The sequence below is a fragment of the Helicobacter sp. NHP19-012 genome (assembly GCF_019703325.1).
GTDB classification, from domain to species: domain Bacteria; phylum Campylobacterota; class Campylobacteria; order Campylobacterales; family Helicobacteraceae; genus Helicobacter; species Helicobacter gastrofelis.
Genome location: NZ_AP024819.1, coordinates 479,772 through 495,532 on the forward strand (window position 1 = coordinate 479,772; position 15,761 = coordinate 495,532).

At 43.3% G+C, this 15,761-nt stretch carries 16 protein-coding genes and 6 pseudogenes; 12 read left to right on the plus strand and 10 right to left on the minus strand.

Annotation, left to right across the window (positions count from 1 at the left end; translation table 11 throughout):
* Positions 1–56: 56 nt before the first annotated feature.
* From K6J74_RS02475 to K6J74_RS02510, 7 genes and pseudogenes are all read right to left on the minus strand, one after another.
* A complete protein-coding gene (locus tag K6J74_RS02475; protein ID WP_221272315.1) occupies positions 57–266 on the minus strand; it encodes a PIN domain-containing protein in 210 nt (69 codons plus the stop codon).
* Positions 256–699, minus strand: coding sequence for a PIN domain-containing protein (locus tag K6J74_RS02480; protein ID WP_221272316.1), 444 nt, complete (start codon positions 697–699; stop codon positions 256–258). Before K6J74_RS02480 ends, K6J74_RS02475 begins: the two co-directional genes overlap by 11 nt.
* An 897-nt stretch (positions 700–1,596) precedes the next feature.
* Positions 1,597–1,719, minus strand: a complete 123-nt coding sequence (locus K6J74_RS08415; RefSeq protein ID WP_260321662.1) for a hypothetical protein — start codon at positions 1,717–1,719, stop codon at positions 1,597–1,599.
* Between the two features lie 182 nt (positions 1,720–1,901).
* Positions 1,902–2,638: pseudogene (locus K6J74_RS02485) on the minus strand (SDR family NAD(P)-dependent oxidoreductase).
* 276 nt (positions 2,639–2,914) lie between these two features.
* Positions 2,915–4,198: pseudogene (locus tag K6J74_RS08980) on the minus strand (RNA-guided endonuclease InsQ/TnpB family protein).
* A 16-nt stretch (positions 4,199–4,214) separates the two neighbouring features.
* Positions 4,215–4,541, minus strand: a pseudogene (locus K6J74_RS02505) (IS607 family transposase); the annotation flags it as partial.
* A pseudogene (locus K6J74_RS02510) lies at positions 4,542–5,809 on the minus strand (RNA-guided endonuclease InsQ/TnpB family protein).
* A 69-nt stretch (positions 5,810–5,878) separates the two neighbouring features.
* Here K6J74_RS02510 and tnpA point away from each other — a divergent pair.
* Positions 5,879–6,306: pseudogene (tnpA, locus tag K6J74_RS02515) on the plus strand (IS200/IS605 family transposase).
* Between the two features lie 5 nt (positions 6,307–6,311).
* On the opposite strand, the pseudogene K6J74_RS02520 reads toward tnpA, so the two are convergent.
* Positions 6,312–6,608, minus strand: a pseudogene (locus K6J74_RS02520) (MerR family DNA-binding transcriptional regulator); the annotation flags it as partial.
* Between the two features lie 172 nt (positions 6,609–6,780).
* Positions 6,781–7,800 (minus strand): aliphatic amidase, encoded by a 1,020-nt coding sequence (locus K6J74_RS02525; RefSeq protein ID WP_221272317.1) that lies wholly within the window; start codon positions 7,798–7,800, stop codon positions 6,781–6,783.
* Positions 7,801–8,098: 298 nt separating this feature from the next.
* Here K6J74_RS02525 and K6J74_RS02530 point away from each other — a divergent pair, with 298 nt between their 5' ends.
* Positions 8,099–9,082, plus strand: coding sequence for an alpha/beta hydrolase (locus K6J74_RS02530; RefSeq protein ID WP_221272318.1), 984 nt, complete (start codon positions 8,099–8,101; stop codon positions 9,080–9,082).
* A gap of 283 nt (positions 9,083–9,365) precedes the next feature.
* Here the strand turns inward: K6J74_RS02530 and K6J74_RS02535 are convergent, their stop codons facing one another.
* Positions 9,366–10,334, minus strand: a complete 969-nt coding sequence (locus tag K6J74_RS02535; RefSeq protein ID WP_221272319.1) for a hypothetical protein — start codon at positions 10,332–10,334, stop codon at positions 9,366–9,368.
* Positions 10,335–10,414: 80 nt separating this feature from the next.
* Between K6J74_RS02535 and K6J74_RS02540 the strand changes: the two genes are divergently transcribed.
* The 10 genes from K6J74_RS02540 (at position 10,415) to yidC (ending at position 15,761) form a co-directional block, all read left to right on the plus strand.
* Positions 10,415–10,903, plus strand: coding sequence for a peptidylprolyl isomerase (locus K6J74_RS02540; protein ID WP_221272320.1), 489 nt, complete (start codon positions 10,415–10,417; stop codon positions 10,901–10,903).
* 6 nt (positions 10,904–10,909) lie between these two features.
* A complete protein-coding gene (locus K6J74_RS02545) occupies positions 10,910–11,146 on the plus strand; it encodes a carbon storage regulator (RefSeq protein WP_221272321.1) in 237 nt (78 codons plus the stop codon).
* Positions 11,143–11,910 carry a 4-(cytidine 5'-diphospho)-2-C-methyl-D-erythritol kinase gene (locus K6J74_RS02550; RefSeq protein WP_221272322.1) on the plus strand — a complete coding sequence of 256 codons (768 nt, stop codon included), beginning with the start codon at positions 11,143–11,145 and terminating at the stop codon, positions 11,908–11,910. Before K6J74_RS02545 ends, K6J74_RS02550 begins: the two co-directional genes overlap by 4 nt.
* Positions 11,907–12,359, plus strand: a complete 453-nt coding sequence (gene smpB / locus K6J74_RS02555) for an SsrA-binding protein (RefSeq protein WP_221272323.1) — start codon at positions 11,907–11,909, stop codon at positions 12,357–12,359. The genes K6J74_RS02550 and smpB overlap by 4 nt, the downstream gene beginning before the upstream one ends.
* A gap of 4 nt (positions 12,360–12,363) precedes the next feature.
* On the plus strand, positions 12,364–12,831 hold the full coding sequence (gene exbB / locus K6J74_RS02560) for a TonB-system energizer ExbB (protein ID WP_221272324.1): 468 nt from the start codon (positions 12,364–12,366) through the stop codon (positions 12,829–12,831).
* A 9-nt stretch (positions 12,832–12,840) separates the two neighbouring features.
* Positions 12,841–13,239, plus strand: coding sequence for a biopolymer transporter ExbD (locus tag K6J74_RS02565; protein WP_221272325.1), 399 nt, complete (start codon positions 12,841–12,843; stop codon positions 13,237–13,239).
* Positions 13,240–13,302: 63 nt separating this feature from the next.
* On the plus strand, positions 13,303–13,437 hold the full coding sequence (rpmH, locus tag K6J74_RS02570; RefSeq protein WP_015106717.1) for a 50S ribosomal protein L34: 135 nt from the start codon (positions 13,303–13,305) through the stop codon (positions 13,435–13,437).
* Positions 13,438–13,447: 10 nt separating this feature from the next.
* Positions 13,448–13,807: a ribonuclease P protein component gene (gene rnpA / locus K6J74_RS02575; protein ID WP_221272326.1), complete on the plus strand. Its 360-nt coding sequence runs from the start codon at positions 13,448–13,450 to the stop codon at positions 13,805–13,807.
* On the plus strand, positions 13,804–14,124 hold the full coding sequence (yidD, locus tag K6J74_RS02580; protein WP_221272327.1) for a membrane protein insertion efficiency factor YidD: 321 nt from the start codon (positions 13,804–13,806) through the stop codon (positions 14,122–14,124). Before rnpA ends, yidD begins: the two co-directional genes overlap by 4 nt.
* The gene (yidC, locus tag K6J74_RS02585; protein WP_221272328.1) at positions 14,121–15,761 is read left to right on the plus strand and encodes a membrane protein insertase YidC; all 1,641 of its coding nucleotides are present in this window, start codon (positions 14,121–14,123) and stop codon (positions 15,759–15,761) included. Before yidD ends, yidC begins: the two co-directional genes overlap by 4 nt.

Consider the following 15,761-nt stretch of genomic DNA (forward strand, 5'->3'; position numbering starts at 1 on the left):
ATCAAAGACCCTACTTTGGCTGTCTAAACCGAACAATAGTCCCTGAAGTTTTTCACTCAAGAAGGCAGTCTATGCATTACCTCTTGTATCCCTATTGTGCGGATGCCATCGCTATGCACTTTTAGCTTTTTAGCCACTTGAAAGCCGTGTTCTAGGTGCGCTACAGATACATTGAGTCCATTGATCCTTGCACACTTGAGGGCAGGAACAATGTCTGTGTCCTTGCAAAAGACTAAAATGCAATCTACAAGCTTGTTATAAGCCACATGCAATGTCTAGCCCTAGAAGTATATCCACCTGCTTTTGGATAACGTCTAGTCCATTGTGATTGACCCCTCTTAGTTGCAAGCTCCCTAATCTAAGTGCCACAAACTTTTCAAAAGATATTTCTGTAATAAATTTTTTGATTTGATCGGAGCGTTGTTTCATCTTAAAAAATGCCTCTTGGTGGTTCTTAAGATAGCCAGAAAAGCCTGCTAAACGCTTGCTCTCTTTTTTCCCGTCTATGCTTAGTGGCGTAGCAGTGTAGAAGAAAACTCGGTATAACTTCTCATCTGGATTCAAGAAAGCATGGATGAGAGTCATTACATGGGAGCACTTGTTATAGTCAAAAGCACTCTTGAACTCTTGGCAAGAGTCTTGGACATGGATCACATCACGCCCAAGATTCTCCCAATCGACAAAAACCGCAATCCTCATAAAAACTTTCTACTAAACAACTCTCTTAATCCCCACCCACAACGGATTAGAATATGTGGCAACGGGGGATTAAGAGAGTTGTTTACTTTTAAATTCGTTCGCTATTTTAAAGCTTGCACCCTTATAAAGTAACTTTAAAATCGAATGATAAAATTTCTCCTTATTTGCTCTACTAAAAGACCTGTGTAACGTCATTAAGTCGGGATTTGTTTTTTTCTTGTTGTTCTCTATTCTTTAATCTTAAAATCCCCCACAACCGCTTCCAACCCACAAACCATAGTTTGATGCTCCCTACCCCTAACCTTTCGCCCTACGAGCCTTTAAAAGCGCTTTAACGCTATATGTGCTTTAAGTGCTTTGCTCTATTCTCCTCAAACAACCGTAAACACCTCCAAACAACCCCACCCTCCCCAAAACTGCAACACCCCAAACCAACACAAGTAACCCCTAACCCCATTGCCACCCTAAAGCTCTAAAGACTCCAAAGCTCCAACACCCTAAGCAAACCCCCAATGTCTAGCCTCTAAAAAGCCATTTTGGGCTGTATTTTGGTGTAGATTGTCTTTTGCAATCTTGCCCACTCGTTTAAATGCCCTTTCTACCCCCTAGAATGCCCTACAATCAACACAATGCCCCTAACAGTTTTGAAACCTTTAACCCCATCTTAACGCCCTATGGGCTTTTAAACGCAAAACGCTAAATTTTGGTTTTTGAAACTGAGAATTTGGGTTTTTTTGGGCACTTTTGGCAAGACAAAGCCCTTTAGAGTTTTGCCGTTTGTGATTTATGCTGTTTCTTTGCGTTTTAAAGGCTCTACAATCAACACAACACTCTTAAACCATAGCTTGTTTACCCTTCCAAAACGATTACAGAGCCTTTTAAACGCTCATTCTCATTTCAAAACCCCCAAAGCCTTTTTACTGCAATGGCGTGATACAGCCACAACACAAACTCATTTCTCACTTCAAAGCCCTCTCTGGGGGTTTGGGGGCTTGCCCCCAAGAGCAAAATAGATGCCAAGCGTCAGCTTGGCTTACCGAAAATCCCTGCTCTCAATGCACTTTATCAGTGGGCAGTAACGCTTAAATCTTAAGTTAAGCTCTGTATTGTGCAAACATATGCTAAAAACTAATCCCTCACCGTAAAAATCCGCACGCATAACTCAAAAACCATCTATCTTAGAACTAAGAATATCCTTTTGGCTATTTAACTACTAATTGTGAAAAAGTTTGATTGGTTGGCATAATTTCAATGCTATTGATATTGACATGCAATGGTTGTTTGTAAATCCATAGCACAATATTTGCAATATCTTGTGGTTTGATATAAGTTTTGTTCTCATAGACAGCTCTAGCTTTTTCTCTATCACCTTTAAAACGCACCAAGCTAAAACCTGTCTCACCACAAAGACCTGGTTCCACATTACTTACTCGAATTTTAGTGCCAATTAAATCCGCTCTTAAATTTAAAGAAAATTGTTTTACAAAGGCTTTACTAGCACCATAAACATTGCCTCCGGGGTAAGGATAAGTTCCTGCGATAGAACCGATATTGACGATCGTTCGGTGTTGTTTTCAATCATTGAGGGCAGTACAAGGCGAGTTATGCGTAATAACCCACTGATATTGGTTTCTACCATAGTTTCCCAATCATTCAAATTGCATTCAAATGCTTTCTCTAAGCCTAAGGCCAATCGGCGTTATTGATTAAACAATCAATGTGCTTGGTTATAGAAAAAATCTTATTAATTGCTTGCTGTGTGGCATTTTTATCTTGAATGTCAAAACATGATGGAATAAAACTCTCATGATAATTGCTTTGCAATTCTTTTTAAAATTTCTACACGCCGACCTGTTCCAAAAACAAGAAAACCCTCTTCTAAAAAGGCTTTAGCAATCGCTAACCCAAGTCCAGAAGTTGCACCGTAACCAAAATACACTTTTTCATATGTGTTTTTCTCCTTGTATTGCTTGTATTGCGAGAAGTTTAAATTTTTTTGTTGTATTTAATCTTAATCTAATTCCCAGCTCTCTACTCTGTCTTATGTATGTGTGAAATGCATTGCCAAATCCGCTAAAGTAGCCAAACTAGACCAAGAGTAATTTGCCGCTCTTGACACATAAGCAAAGGGCTAAGGCAGTACAACCTAGGCAGTTTGTAAAAGAATATGACCCATTGCCGCCCTTACAAACCTATAAAACCGCATAAAATCCTATCAATAGAAAAAAATTTTTAGCGGTTTCTGTTGTATTCCTGTTTCAACCATGCTGGTTACCAAGTCATTCTTTGCAAAACAGCCTAGCATTGCCGTCATGTCCGCAGGCGTAAATTCGGCGTAGCTCCCACCTACTAAATGCTTTGCTAGATTGACACTAGCGTTAAAATCCCTATCAATCTCCACACCGCACGCCCCACACTGATACACTCTATCACTCAGTGTTAAATCCTTTTGATATTGCCACAGATCGAGCAAGTTTTAGGGCTAGGGTAGAAGGCATCGACTCTTTTAATCTCTCTGCCATAGTATTTGGCTTTATACTCTAAGAGCGTATTAAAGGCGGATATACCGACATCGCTCAAAGCTTTGGCTAGCCAGAGTTTTTCAGCATGTTAGACACTATTAAACTCTCTAAACAAAGGACTTTGGAGTGTCTAATTAGGGCAGTACTGAGTTTGTGTAGGAAGTTATTGCGTGTGTTGGCGATTTTGGTATGTAAGCGATTTAGGCGCAAGCTGGCTTTAAGGTAATTAGCGGATTTTCTAGTTTTATCACCCTTGGTTTTCGGGAGGCAAGCAGAATGCTTGCTTTTCTTAGAAACTTGCCGACTAAGTCTTTTAAGCCGTCTTATCAGCCTATTTAAGGGCTTGGGTACGCTCACTTGCAAACCATTAGATAGACTAACAAAGGCTTTAAGCCCGTGTCTATGCCTAAAATGCCATTGCCTTTAACGGGTTTATGCGTGCGGTTAAACTCCTCTTGTGTGGTGTTGGTTTGAATAGAAACATAAAACTTATCTCCTTTTTGCGTGATGGTCGCCCCATTGATTTTGCCTTGCAATCTTAGCCTTTCAGTCATTTTGATTTTGGACAAGTTGGGGATTTTTAGATAGTCTTTTGTGCCACCTTGAATAACCTTAATTTGGTCGCCTCCTATGTAAAAGTTCCCTTGATATTCTCTTTTGTGCTTAAATCGTGGGTAACTCACCTTACCCAACTTCAAATCTTTAAAGAACTTTTGAAAAGCTAGGTTTAAGTGGTTAAATGGCTGTGCTGTGGCGTATTTAGTAACTTCATACACAAAGGGGTATTGTGTTTTTTTAAGGGCGTTAAACTCTTTCTTTAGGGCAAAGTGGTTAGATTTTATGCCCTTTTCGTAGTTTTCTCTCCACTTAGCTAATCCCCAATTATAGGCAAGTCTAGCGCACCCAAACGCCTTTTTAAAGTGGGTCTTTGCCTTGTTGTTGGGGGTTAGCTCAATCTTGTGGGTCAGCTGGTACATTGTTTTCTACCACTGCCTACATTTCTCTAAAAAGCTGCTTATTTTTCTTAGAGCGTGCTCCATAAAGTCTAGCTGAGAATACGGTGATGATTTCTAACACATCTTTGGCTAACTCTTCCTCGAAGTAGACATTTTCATCACCTTGATTAATGATGATCACCTCCACCTCTTTAGCCTCACAAATGGCAAACACCAGCTCCGCACCAAAACGCAATAAGCGGTCTTTATGGGTAAGAACAAGCCTTTTTACTTGGCTTTCTAGGATAAGATTAAGAAGCTTGGTTAAGCCTTTTTTGTAATAATTCATACCTGAGCCTAAGTCTTGTATCACTTCATAAGTGAATCACCCACCCGCTAAAGACGGGTGGGCTTCTTGCTTCAACGATCCATAACTAGCTATATCCAGTATGTAGCCATACTTGGTTACAACCCCATCAGCGGAATCTCCACAAGCGTAACTTCGGGTCATCCCTACCCTAGTTTTATCTACCTTGATAGCGTGTCGCTCATCTAGCATTCCCAAAGCATAGTTTCTAATGTTGATGCTAGCATTGAGGTCTCTGTGATGGTGTGTTTGACAACAAGGGCAGACAAAATTTCTAATATGGAGTGGCTTTTTACCGGTATTGCTCCCACAGGTCGAGCAGATTTGAGAGCTAGGGAAGTATTGGTCAATTTTGATAAGGGTTTTACCCTTCCAACCAGCCTTATATTCTAATAGACTAATAAGCCTAGACCAGCTGGCATTGGCAATGCTCTTAGCTAGTTTGTGGTTTTTGACCAAATTCCTAACTTTCAAGGTTTCTACTGCTAGCAAATCGTATTGATTGGTTATTATCTCATTACTGATTTTATGTAGGTAGTCCTCTCTGCTATTGCTGATAGAGGCGTGGATTTGTGCCACTTTCTTTGCTTGTTTTTTTCTATTACTAGAACCTTTGAGTTTTTTAGACAATCTCCTTTGCGCTTTAGTGAGTTTGGTTTGTAGATTCTGGAAAAACTTTTTATATGGGTAGAACACGCCATTACTGGCGATGACTAAAGACTCTAAACCCATATCTAAACCCACAGCTTTTCTGATAGTTGTGGGTTTAGGTTCAGGCTTATTGTCCTCATAACTGACAGAGAGATAGTATTTATCTGCTACACAAGAGATAAACCCCTGTTTGACGATAGAGTTTGTAGGCAAATGCCTATGAAACTTGGCTTTAATAGCTTCTTTGAATTTGGGTAGCTTGACTTGGTTGTTTCCTAAATCCATCTCTAAGTGTTGCGGGACACAGAAAGATTGCTTGGCATACTTCTTAGATTTGAATCTAGGATAATCTGCCACTTAGAGAAAAACCTATCAAAGGCTGTTGTCAGCTGTCTTAGTGCCATCTGCAAGCTTTGCGAATTGCATTCACTTAGATAAGCATAAGACTCTTGTTTTTTGAGAGTAGTAAGCACCTTTTGCATGCTGAAGTAATTTTCTTTAATGCCTAGTGCGTATTGCTTTTGGCGGTATGCTAAAAAGTAATTATAGATCACTCTAGCACAACCAAAATGCTTGTGTATCAAGGTTTTTTGTTCAACACTAGGGTAAATTCTAAACTTTATTGCTTTAAGCAATTTCTTACGCCTTAACTATTTTACATTATTATAACATAATTTTATAAAATATTTTTGAGGTGTAGAGCTATGAAAGAAAACCATTACAAACTCAAAGGCTATTTATCCACAAACAGGAGCAAACATAATCTAAAAGCCCATTTGATTTTAGTGTGTAAATACAGAAAAAAGTTGCTCGTAGGAGATGTGGCTATTTTTATAAAGTCTGTGGTTGAGGAGATAGAGGAAAGTTCAGATTTTATCATCATAGCAATGGAGACAGACAAAGACCATTTACACTTGATGATTCAGTATATCCCTAGAGTGTCTATCAGTTCCATCATCTTGCGCATCAAGCAGATTACCACTTATAGGGTTTGGAGAGAACCAAGATTTATCCCGTTCTTGCGCAAGCATTTTGGAAAGAACAAAAGTTTTGGACAGATGGATTTTTTGCCTGTTCCATAGGAGAAGCTAACCCAGAAACTATCAAAAGATACATAGAAAATCAAGGGTAGAGGGCATTCATCCCACCCGCTAAAGACGAGTGGGATTTCTGCCGGAGAGTTTTAAAACCTAACTTAGAACAATATAACTCCAAAACCTGCACTTGGCGGATTAAGTCCTCTTTTTGGTCGGCACTAGAAACACGGGTATAGGCGATGGTTTTGCGGCTATCGTTATGAAAAACAATGTTTTTGTTGATATTTTTAAGGCTCTCTAGCTTGTATCTCCGCTCGCCGCCTTTTGTGTAGTTATCGGGTTTAAGTAAGCCTTTTTTCTCCCAATTTCTCAAAGTTTGGATACTGACACCTAAAATCTTGCTTGCCTATCCTATGGATAACAAATCATTCATGCCGACATAGCAGTACCTAAAAACTTAAAATCATATAAAAAATTTATAGAAAATTATAGGATTTTATAGAATTTATGCTTCTGTTGCTAGCCCCACAAGGGGTAGCTCTAGTTAAAAGCAAAGACCTAATTAATCCTCATGAATGCGGTAGGTCATAGACCGGGCAATCTTTCACGCCGATGTGTTTTCGTGTAAACTTTTCCACATTTTCTTGAGCTTTTTTGGGATTGTTAACCCAAGTTTTATAGAACTCAAAAGGACATTCGGCGACGCCCTTATCCCCATCACCGCTGACAAACACTCCGCTATAGCCTCTGTGCATGAGTTTAAAGAGCTGGTTTTGGCTTTGGTCGTATTTTCTAGCATCGCGGATTTGGTGGACTGAAAGCTGTGCGTATTGGATGCCGTTTTCTTCCTCTCCACACTCGCCCAAAGTGTGCCCATCAAAGCCCACAATGCTAGAGTGTCCAAAATAAGAATAAACCCCATCAAACCCAGCTGCATTAGCCACAGCCACATAGCATTGATTTGCCCATGCCATGGTCTTAACCATATTAATTTGCTGCTCTTTAGCAGGATACATGTAGCCTTGGCAGCGCACAATGAGCTCTGCCCCTTTCATTGCACAATCGCGCCAAATTTCAGGGTAGTTTCCATCATCACAGATAATTAAAGAAACTTTCATGCCCTTTGGTCCGTCCACCACATAAGTTTTATCCCCAGGATACCAACATTCCACTGGGCACCAAGGCAAAATTTTGCGGTATTTTTGCACAATTTCACCCTTATCGTTGATTAAAATCAAGGTGTTGTAAGGGTTTTTATGTGCATGCTCATGTTTTTCACCGGTTAAAGAAAACACTCCCCACACTTTATTCTTCTTGCACGCTTCAGAAAAAACAGCGGTTTCTTCACCCGGAACACTAACAGCTGTGTCAAACATTTCTTGTCTATCATACATGATTCCTTGTGTGCTGTATTCGGGGAAGATAATGAGATCTAGCCCTGGCAAGCCTGTTTTAATCCCTGCAATCATCTTAGCGATATTGTGGCAATTTTCTAACACCTCTTGCCTAGTGTGTAGCCTAGGCATTTTGTAGTTAACAACTGCCACACCCACTGTATCTGGACTGCTACTAATATCACCATGTCTCATAAAAGTCTCCTCAATTTTTTAGAGTTTCAAAAACTCAAAGGAGGAATTTAAGATAGTAAGATTAATGATTAGCAACTCATAAGAACTATGCAGTTGAGCTATTAAACCCTTAAATCCTTATGTGATCGTTACACGCAAACGACAGAAAAACAAAAAGACTTTTTAAATCTGTAAAACCTCACTTATAATTGTCTGCCTACCTAAAAATGATTCTTACCATAAGATAAATGCCACTTATGTTTATATGGTATAGTGCTTCTAATCCTTGATAAATCAAAATTAAAATTTGGAGCTATAGATGTATCAATTAAAAGTTTTTGGATTAGTGGCATTAGCCACACTTGCCTTTGCCACAGACCTAGACAAAGTGCCAAATCCCCTTGATAACATGCCACCCCCCTTAAGGGGCAAAATGCACCCCATCCACACGCAACATGTGGGGCGCAAATACCTAGACATCGCCTACGCAAAACAATCTCAAGCCCAAAAATTAGACATTTACCTACCTAAAGTCGGCAAAGCCCCCTATCCGGTGATTTTGGCCATCCATGGGGGTGGGTTTGCCTTTGGGGACAAGGCAACAGGTGAGATCAACCCCCAAATGCACGCCCTAAAGCTTGGCTACGCAGTTGTGAGCGCAAATTACCGCCTATCCAAAGAAGCCCCCTTCCCTGCCGCCATTTACGACCTTAAGGCCGCCGTGCGCTTCATCAAAGCCCACGCCAAGCAATACCACCTAGACCCACATAAAATCATCGCTTGGGGTGACTCAGCAGGGGGCAATTTGGCTTCAATGCTTGGCACAACGGCATTTCACCCCGAGCTAGAGGATTTGACAATGGGTAATCCCACGCAAACAAGCCAAGTACAGGCAGTGGTGGATTTTTATGGACCCATTGATTTTAGCACCATGGACGTGCAGTTTAAGCAAAGCGGACAAACATCCTTTCAAGAACACAACGCCCCCAACTCCGCCGAGTCTTTATACATGGGCGTTGCCATTTCTAAAATCCCTAACCTAGTGAAGTTTGCCAACCCCGCAAGTTACATCTCTAAAAACACACCCCCCTTCTTTATCATGAACGGCTCTAAGGACCCTATTGTGCCTACACAGCAAAGTATGCTTTTTGCAAAAGCTTTGCAAAAGGTGCTGGGTAAAGACAAGGTGGTTTATATCCAATTACCAGGGGCAGGACATGGCGGTCCTACCTTTGAAGAGTCTAAAAACCTAGCCCCCATTTTTGCCTTTCTAAAGAAATGGCACTTAGCACCTTCGCATTGAAAAAGTGTTTAAATATTAAATATAAATCATTGGATAAAGTTCACCACTACCACTGGCTCTAAGGGCAAGGAGAAAGTAAGGGGTTAAGTTTAAATGTCTTAACCCCCTTTAAAGCCATAAGCCACTTCATCGGCACAAAGCACTCCCCACCCTTGCTGGTGCTGAAAAAATTATATTTGCTCGTAATTAAGTCGAGTCAGAAGGATAACTAAAAACCGCTGGCGATCTTTTTTAGATCTATAAAAAATGTCTTAGGGCCAATCTTAGCCATAAACGCTCTTCATTAAAATATCTGTCTATGCTTGAGATTGAGCAAAAAATCGCAAATAACGGGATTGGGGACAAAAGAGTGGGGGTCATGGGTGTTGTTGATTGCCATGCCAACAAAATCCCCAACGCTGTTAAAAAAAGGTCTACCATACATGGTCTCATTTGCTTTGGAGTACTGGGTTTGCTTCAAGACTTGGTGCATGTCTTGGACTATAAAAGCGTTTGTTTTACTCACTTTAGGGTAATACATATGTAAACCGGGCTGGGCATTCTTACATTTTGAGAGATTTTGGGCATATTTTCTGTAAATGCGGGCATGGTAGAAACTCTCGGGGCGGGTTTGGCAAAAGTCGTTGGTGAAGGCGTGCGTGTTTAAGAGGGCTAGCCCCCGATTGCGGTCAATCGCCTTAATGTGTAGCCTTGCTACGCAAATCAGCACAGGTGCGCTGTCGTCTTGCATTTGCGCCATAAAGGTCGTGGCGTACATGCCTTTGTCGTAGGCAAGTTCAGCAGAGGTCAAAACATGCCCCTTTTGCAGCAACAGCCCATAGCCTTGTTTGTAATGCCCATCCCCAAAGTAGGCGGTCAAAAACACCGCGCTGTAAATCCATGGGTGCAAAGCGGTGTGTTTGCTCTGCTGTATGTATTCAAGGTTGGGGCTGGGGGTGTTGTGGCTATTATGTGGTGTGTGCGCTGCTTTGGTGTGGTTAGGCTCTGTGGTGGGGGTGTAACTAGAGGTTTGTTTTTGTATTTGCGGGGTGCGGGTGTTATTATGCTGTGGCGTTGGGGTGTGGTGGGTGCTAGACTCTTGTGGTGTTGCGTGGTCTTTGGGGGTGTGGTTTGGGGTGGTGCTAGTTTGGTCTTTATGCTCTTTGTGGGGGTGGTGGTGGATTAAAGAGGTGTCTAGGGCTTCTTGCGCTTGCGCCCCTAAGAGCCCTCCGCCTAAGACAAGATAAACCACCAAAACACCAATATGTTGCATAAGCATCCCATAACATAAATTAAGGGGGAAATCGGTAAAATGCCCCGATCGTTTAATTTTTTCAAGGACAAATTTTGAGTATGAAACCCCTAAAAGTTTTTGAAACCAATCCTAGAGATTTAGAAAGCTACCACACCGCCACAATCAACACGAGCAAGGGGGCGATCAAGGTCCGTCTCTTTGGCAACGATGCACCCCAAGCCGTAACAAACTTTGCGACCTTAGCCAACGAGGGCTTTTACAATGGCTTGAATTTTCATAGGGTCATCGCCGGCTTTGTCGCCCAAGGGGGTTGTCCGCTTGGCACGGGCACGGGCGGGCCCGATTACCGCATTAGATGTGAGGTAGAAAACAATCCCCACAAACACAAAAGAGGGGCAATGAGTATGGCGCACGCAGGGCGCGACACGGGGGGAAGCCAATTCTTTTTGTGCTTTGCACCCCAGCCCCACTTAGATGGCGAGCACACAGTGTTCGGGCAGATTGAAGACGAGGCGAGCTTACAAGTTTTAGACAGCCTAAAGCAGGGCGACAAGATCGAGAGCGTCCAAATTTCGGCGCAATCTTAAGTTTGTATGCTGATTTTATCGCGCAAATTGGGGGAGGGGGTTGTCGTGGGCGACTCCGTTTATGTGCGCGTGATCTCTATTGATAAGGGGAGTGTGAAGTTGGGCTTTGAAGCCCCCCCCCACACCTTGATTTTGCGTTCAGAGCTTAAAGAGGCGGTGGCTTTGGAGAATAAAAAAGCGTCTAAAGATGTGAACGACGCGCTTTTAGTCGGTATAGGCAAACAATTAGGCAAGATAGATTGATTTTTAGTTGCCCCGTTTATCCAAAAGTTAATGTCTTTTTAAAGGTGGTTGGCAAAGAGGGGCAGTATCATTTACTACACTCTCGTTTGTGTGTGGTGCAAAATTTACACGATGTGCTCTGCGTAAAAAGCGCGTCTAAGTTTAGCCTAAAGGGTGACTTTGGCTGTGCGCTAGAGCAAAACACTCTTTACAAGGCGTGGCAACTCTTAAAAGAGAGGGTAAACCCCACCTTGCGCCCCAGATTGGAGCAAATCCATATAGAAGTGGAGAAGCATATCCCCTTAGGTGGGGGGCTTGGGGGTTCAAGTGCAAATGCCGGGGTATTTTTAAGAGAAGTGAATCAACATTTGGAATTGGGCTTAAGTTTAGAGCAGCTTTACACGATCGGGACAAAAGTGGGGGCGGATGTGAATTTTTTTATCTCAGGCTTTGCTAGTGCAAATGTCAGCCACTTTGGGGAGGTGGTGAGAGGCTTTAGCGAACCCCCCTTAGAAGTGCAACTTGGCACCCCGCCCTTTGAGTGCTCTACGGCTAGGGTGTATCAAGCCTTTAGCACTTTCACAGACTTTAACCCAACTTGGCTAAAAACCCCAAGTAAGCAACTTTTACAAACCCACAGCGCAAGCGATCTAAACGATCTACTCACCCCCGCTTTAGAGTGCTACCCTGCCTTAAAAGAGTGGGCGCAGGGGCTGGATAAAAATTATACATGGTTTTTTAGCGGGAGTGGGGCGAGCTTTTTTGGCATGAGGGGGCAGGTATGAAAGAGATTGCCCATAACAAGAAAGCCTTTTTTGACTACGAGATTCTAGAGAGTTTGGAAGCGGGGGTTGTGTTGGTGGGGGCTGAGGTCAAAGCCATTCGGGCGGGGCGTGTCAATTTAAAGGATAATTTTGTTAAGATAGTCAAGGGTGAAGCCTTTTTGTTTGGCGTGCATGTGGCGCATTTGCAAACCGCAAACGCCCACTACACGCCCGATGAAAGGCGGGTGCGTAAGCTGTTGCTCCACAAAAAACAGCTTGCTAAGTGGCATGCCCAAGTGGGGCAGCAACGCCTAAGCATTGTGGCTTTGAAGTTGTATTTTAATGCGAGAAATCGGGTAAAATTGCAAGTCGCCCTCGTGCGGGGCAAAAAACTTTATGACAAGAGAGAGAGCATGAAACAAAGGGTTTTAGACATGGAAGCCAAGAGCCAATTAAAGCATAGAGGATAGTTTAATGGGTGGCTTTAACTTAAAAGAAATGGTAGATTATGGGATTTTGGGCTTTTTGGGTTTTTTATCCATCATTGTCATCGCTATCGGGATCGAACGGGTGTGGTTTTACGCCACGGTGCGGGTAGATGATTACAGCGACAAGCGCAAACTAGAGCTGGATTTGCACCGCCGACTAACCCTAGTCGCCACCATCGGCTCTAATGCGCCCTATGTGGGGCTTTTAGGCACGGTGACCGGGATTATGATCACCTTTATTGAGCTTGGCAACACCACAGGCGTAGACACGAAGGCGATCATGGTCGGGTTGGCATTGGCTTTAAAGTCTACGGGCATGGGGTTGATTGTGGCGATCCCCTCTGTGGTGATTTATAACATGTTGGTGCGTAAGAGCGAAATCATCGCCACCAAGTGGGACATCTACCATAACCCCGCCCAGGGCCAAAGTTTCAACCGCCTAGACATGGATTAGGATTACAAAATGAAAAAAATCGACTCAATGAATGTTGTCCCATTCATTGACATTATGCTGGTGCTCTTAGTGATTGTTTTGACCACTGCTTCTTTTGTTTCTACTTCTAAACTCCCCATCAATATCCCCAAGGTGGATCAAAGCTCGGATAAAGCCGAAGATGTCCTCAATAAAAAACAAGTGAGCATTGCCATCTCCCACAAGGGCGAATTTTATTTAGACAAAAAAAAGGTGAGCTTTGAGGCGTTGAGGCGGGCGGTTTCAGGTTATCCCAAAGACACACCCATCATTTTACAAGGCGATAAAAACAGCAATTTAGACAGCTTTGTCAAAGTCGTGGATTTGCTCCAAACCCATAACCTCAACCAACTCTATATTCTCGTAGAAGACAAAAACAGCACCCACTGAATTTAGATAGCTTTTAGCCAACTTTGGCTAGAATGGTCCTTTTGAAAATTTTAAAGGAAAACAATGAAACGGACTTACCAACCCCACAACACGCCTAGAAAGCGCACGCATGGTTTTCTTGTGAGGATGAAGACCAAGAACGGGAGAAAGGTCATCAAAGCCCGCCGTGCCAAAGGAAGGAAACAACTAGCCGTTTGATTTTTGCGGCGTGCAATCCCTAAAAACCACCAAGCAATTTTCTTACACCTATAAAAAGGGCATGCGGACACATCGGGTGTTTTTTGCCATTTACAGCTTGCCCCTAGAGGGTTTGCCCCCTTTTTTTGGAAACCCTAAGACTTCCTTGCTCGGGCTTAGCGTGTCTAAGAAAGTGGGTAAGGCGGTGCAAAGAAACTTGCTCAAAAGGCGGGTACGCACCATTTTAAGCCATGCCCACCTAGAAAAGCAGGTGCTGGTCTTTGTGGCAAAGGTGGGGATTGCTAGTCTAAGTTATACAGAGTTGAAACAGCAGATTTTGGCATGCCTTAAACGCAAACACCCCCACAAGGGCGCACTGAGGCGTGTATGAGAGTTGTCCTAGCCTTGCTTACCTTTTACCGCAACCATGTATCGCCCCTAAAGCCTGCCACTTGCCGCTTTTACCCGAGTTGCTCCACTTATGCGCTGTGGCTCTTAAAAAACGAGTCTTTTCTAAAAGCCCTTTTTAAAACCGCTAGGCGGATTTTGTCCTGCCACCCCTTTCACCCCGGTGGGCTAGACTACCCGACCACAAGCAAGTCCTTAAGCCCTAAATTCTGCGCCCCAAATGCGTTTAAGCTAGTTTATTACCTAGTGCCTACAAGCCCAGGCGTCCACACTTACTATATTCTCAAGGTACACTCGTGAACGAAAACAATTCCAAATTCATTTTAGCCATTGCGCTCTCCTTTATCTTTTTGATCGCCTACAGCTACTTTTTTCAGCCAAAAACAAAGCCAGAGGACAAGGCACACCAGGCCGCCCAAGGTCTACAAGGGCAGAGACAAGCCTATGGCACTTCTCACTTAGCCCCAAGCACTTTAGAGCAAACCGCCCAGCCTATACAAAGCACCCCCCTAATTGCCCTCGTGCGCTCTAAAGGCGTGGAGATTGAAATCGACTCGCTGGGGCGCATCGCTCAGGTATACTTAAAAGATAAGAAATTCACCGCCCACCGCCAAGAGGGCTTTGTTGAGCATGTCAAAGAATTATTAGGACTCGCCAAACCCAAACCCCCTTTAGAAAAACTGCCCCTGCTGGGTGCAGATTCTTTAAAGCCCTTAGAGCTGCGTTTTGTGGATAATGCTTTAAATGTCCAGGCGTTTAAGACCCCCTACACAGCTTCGGCAAAAGAAATCACCCTAAGCAACGCCCCCCAAAGCTTGGTGCTAACCCAAGAGTTGCCCGGCTTGACCCTCATAAAAACCCTCACCTTTTACCCCAACCTCACCTACGATTTAAAAATCCACCTAGAGCCTAAGGGGGCAACCAACACCGCCTACGTGCTCTCCAATGGCTCAAGACCCGTGGCCGATACGGATGGCTACGCGTTTCATGGCGTGCTTTTGGGTACACAAGATCATAAACTAGAAAAGATTGAAGATGGTAAGGCCAAGGAAACCAAGACCTTTAGCAACACGACTTTTATCGCCAGTGTGGACCGCTACTACACCTCGCTCTTTTTTGCCAACACCCCACTAAATGCCATTGTGGATACCCAGCCGAGCAAAAACCCTCTGCCCTTTGTGTCTTTAAAGGGCGATGCCAGCTTGCATGGCTACATAGGCCCCAAAGACCACCATTTATTAGCCCAAATCAACCCCGCCCTAACAGAGGTGATTGAGTATGGCATCATCACCTTCTTTGCCCGTCCTGTGTTTCTCTTGCTAGACTTCTTACACAACTACACCCATAACTGGGGGTGGGCGATCATTTTATTAACGCTCATTGTACGCATCATTCTCTACCCTTTAAGCTACAAGGGCATGGTGAGTATGCAAAAAATGAAAGATTTAGCCCCCAAAATGAAGGAGTTGCAAGAGAAGTATAAAAGCGACCCGCAAAAACTCCAAATGCACATGATGCAACTTTATAAAAAGCACGGGGCTAATCCTTTGGGCGGGTGCTTGCCCTTGCTCCTACAAATCCCCGTGTTCTTTGCCATTTATCGGGTGCTTTACAACGCCGTAGAGCTCAAAAGTGCGGGGTGGATGCTGTGGATTCACGACCTATCGATCATGGACCCTTACTTTATTTTGCCCCTTTTAATGGGCATTTCCATGTACGCCCAGCAAGCCCTAACCCCGAGCACCATCACCGACCCCACGCAAGCCAAAATCTTTAAAATGTTGCCCCTATTCTTTACGATTTTTTTAATCACTTTCCCGGCGGGGTTAGTCCTTTATTGGACGATTAATAATATTTTTTCTATTGTCCAGCAGTGGATGATCAACCAAATGCTTGACAAGAAAAAGGCTAGAGAAATCGCCGAACACAAAAAATAG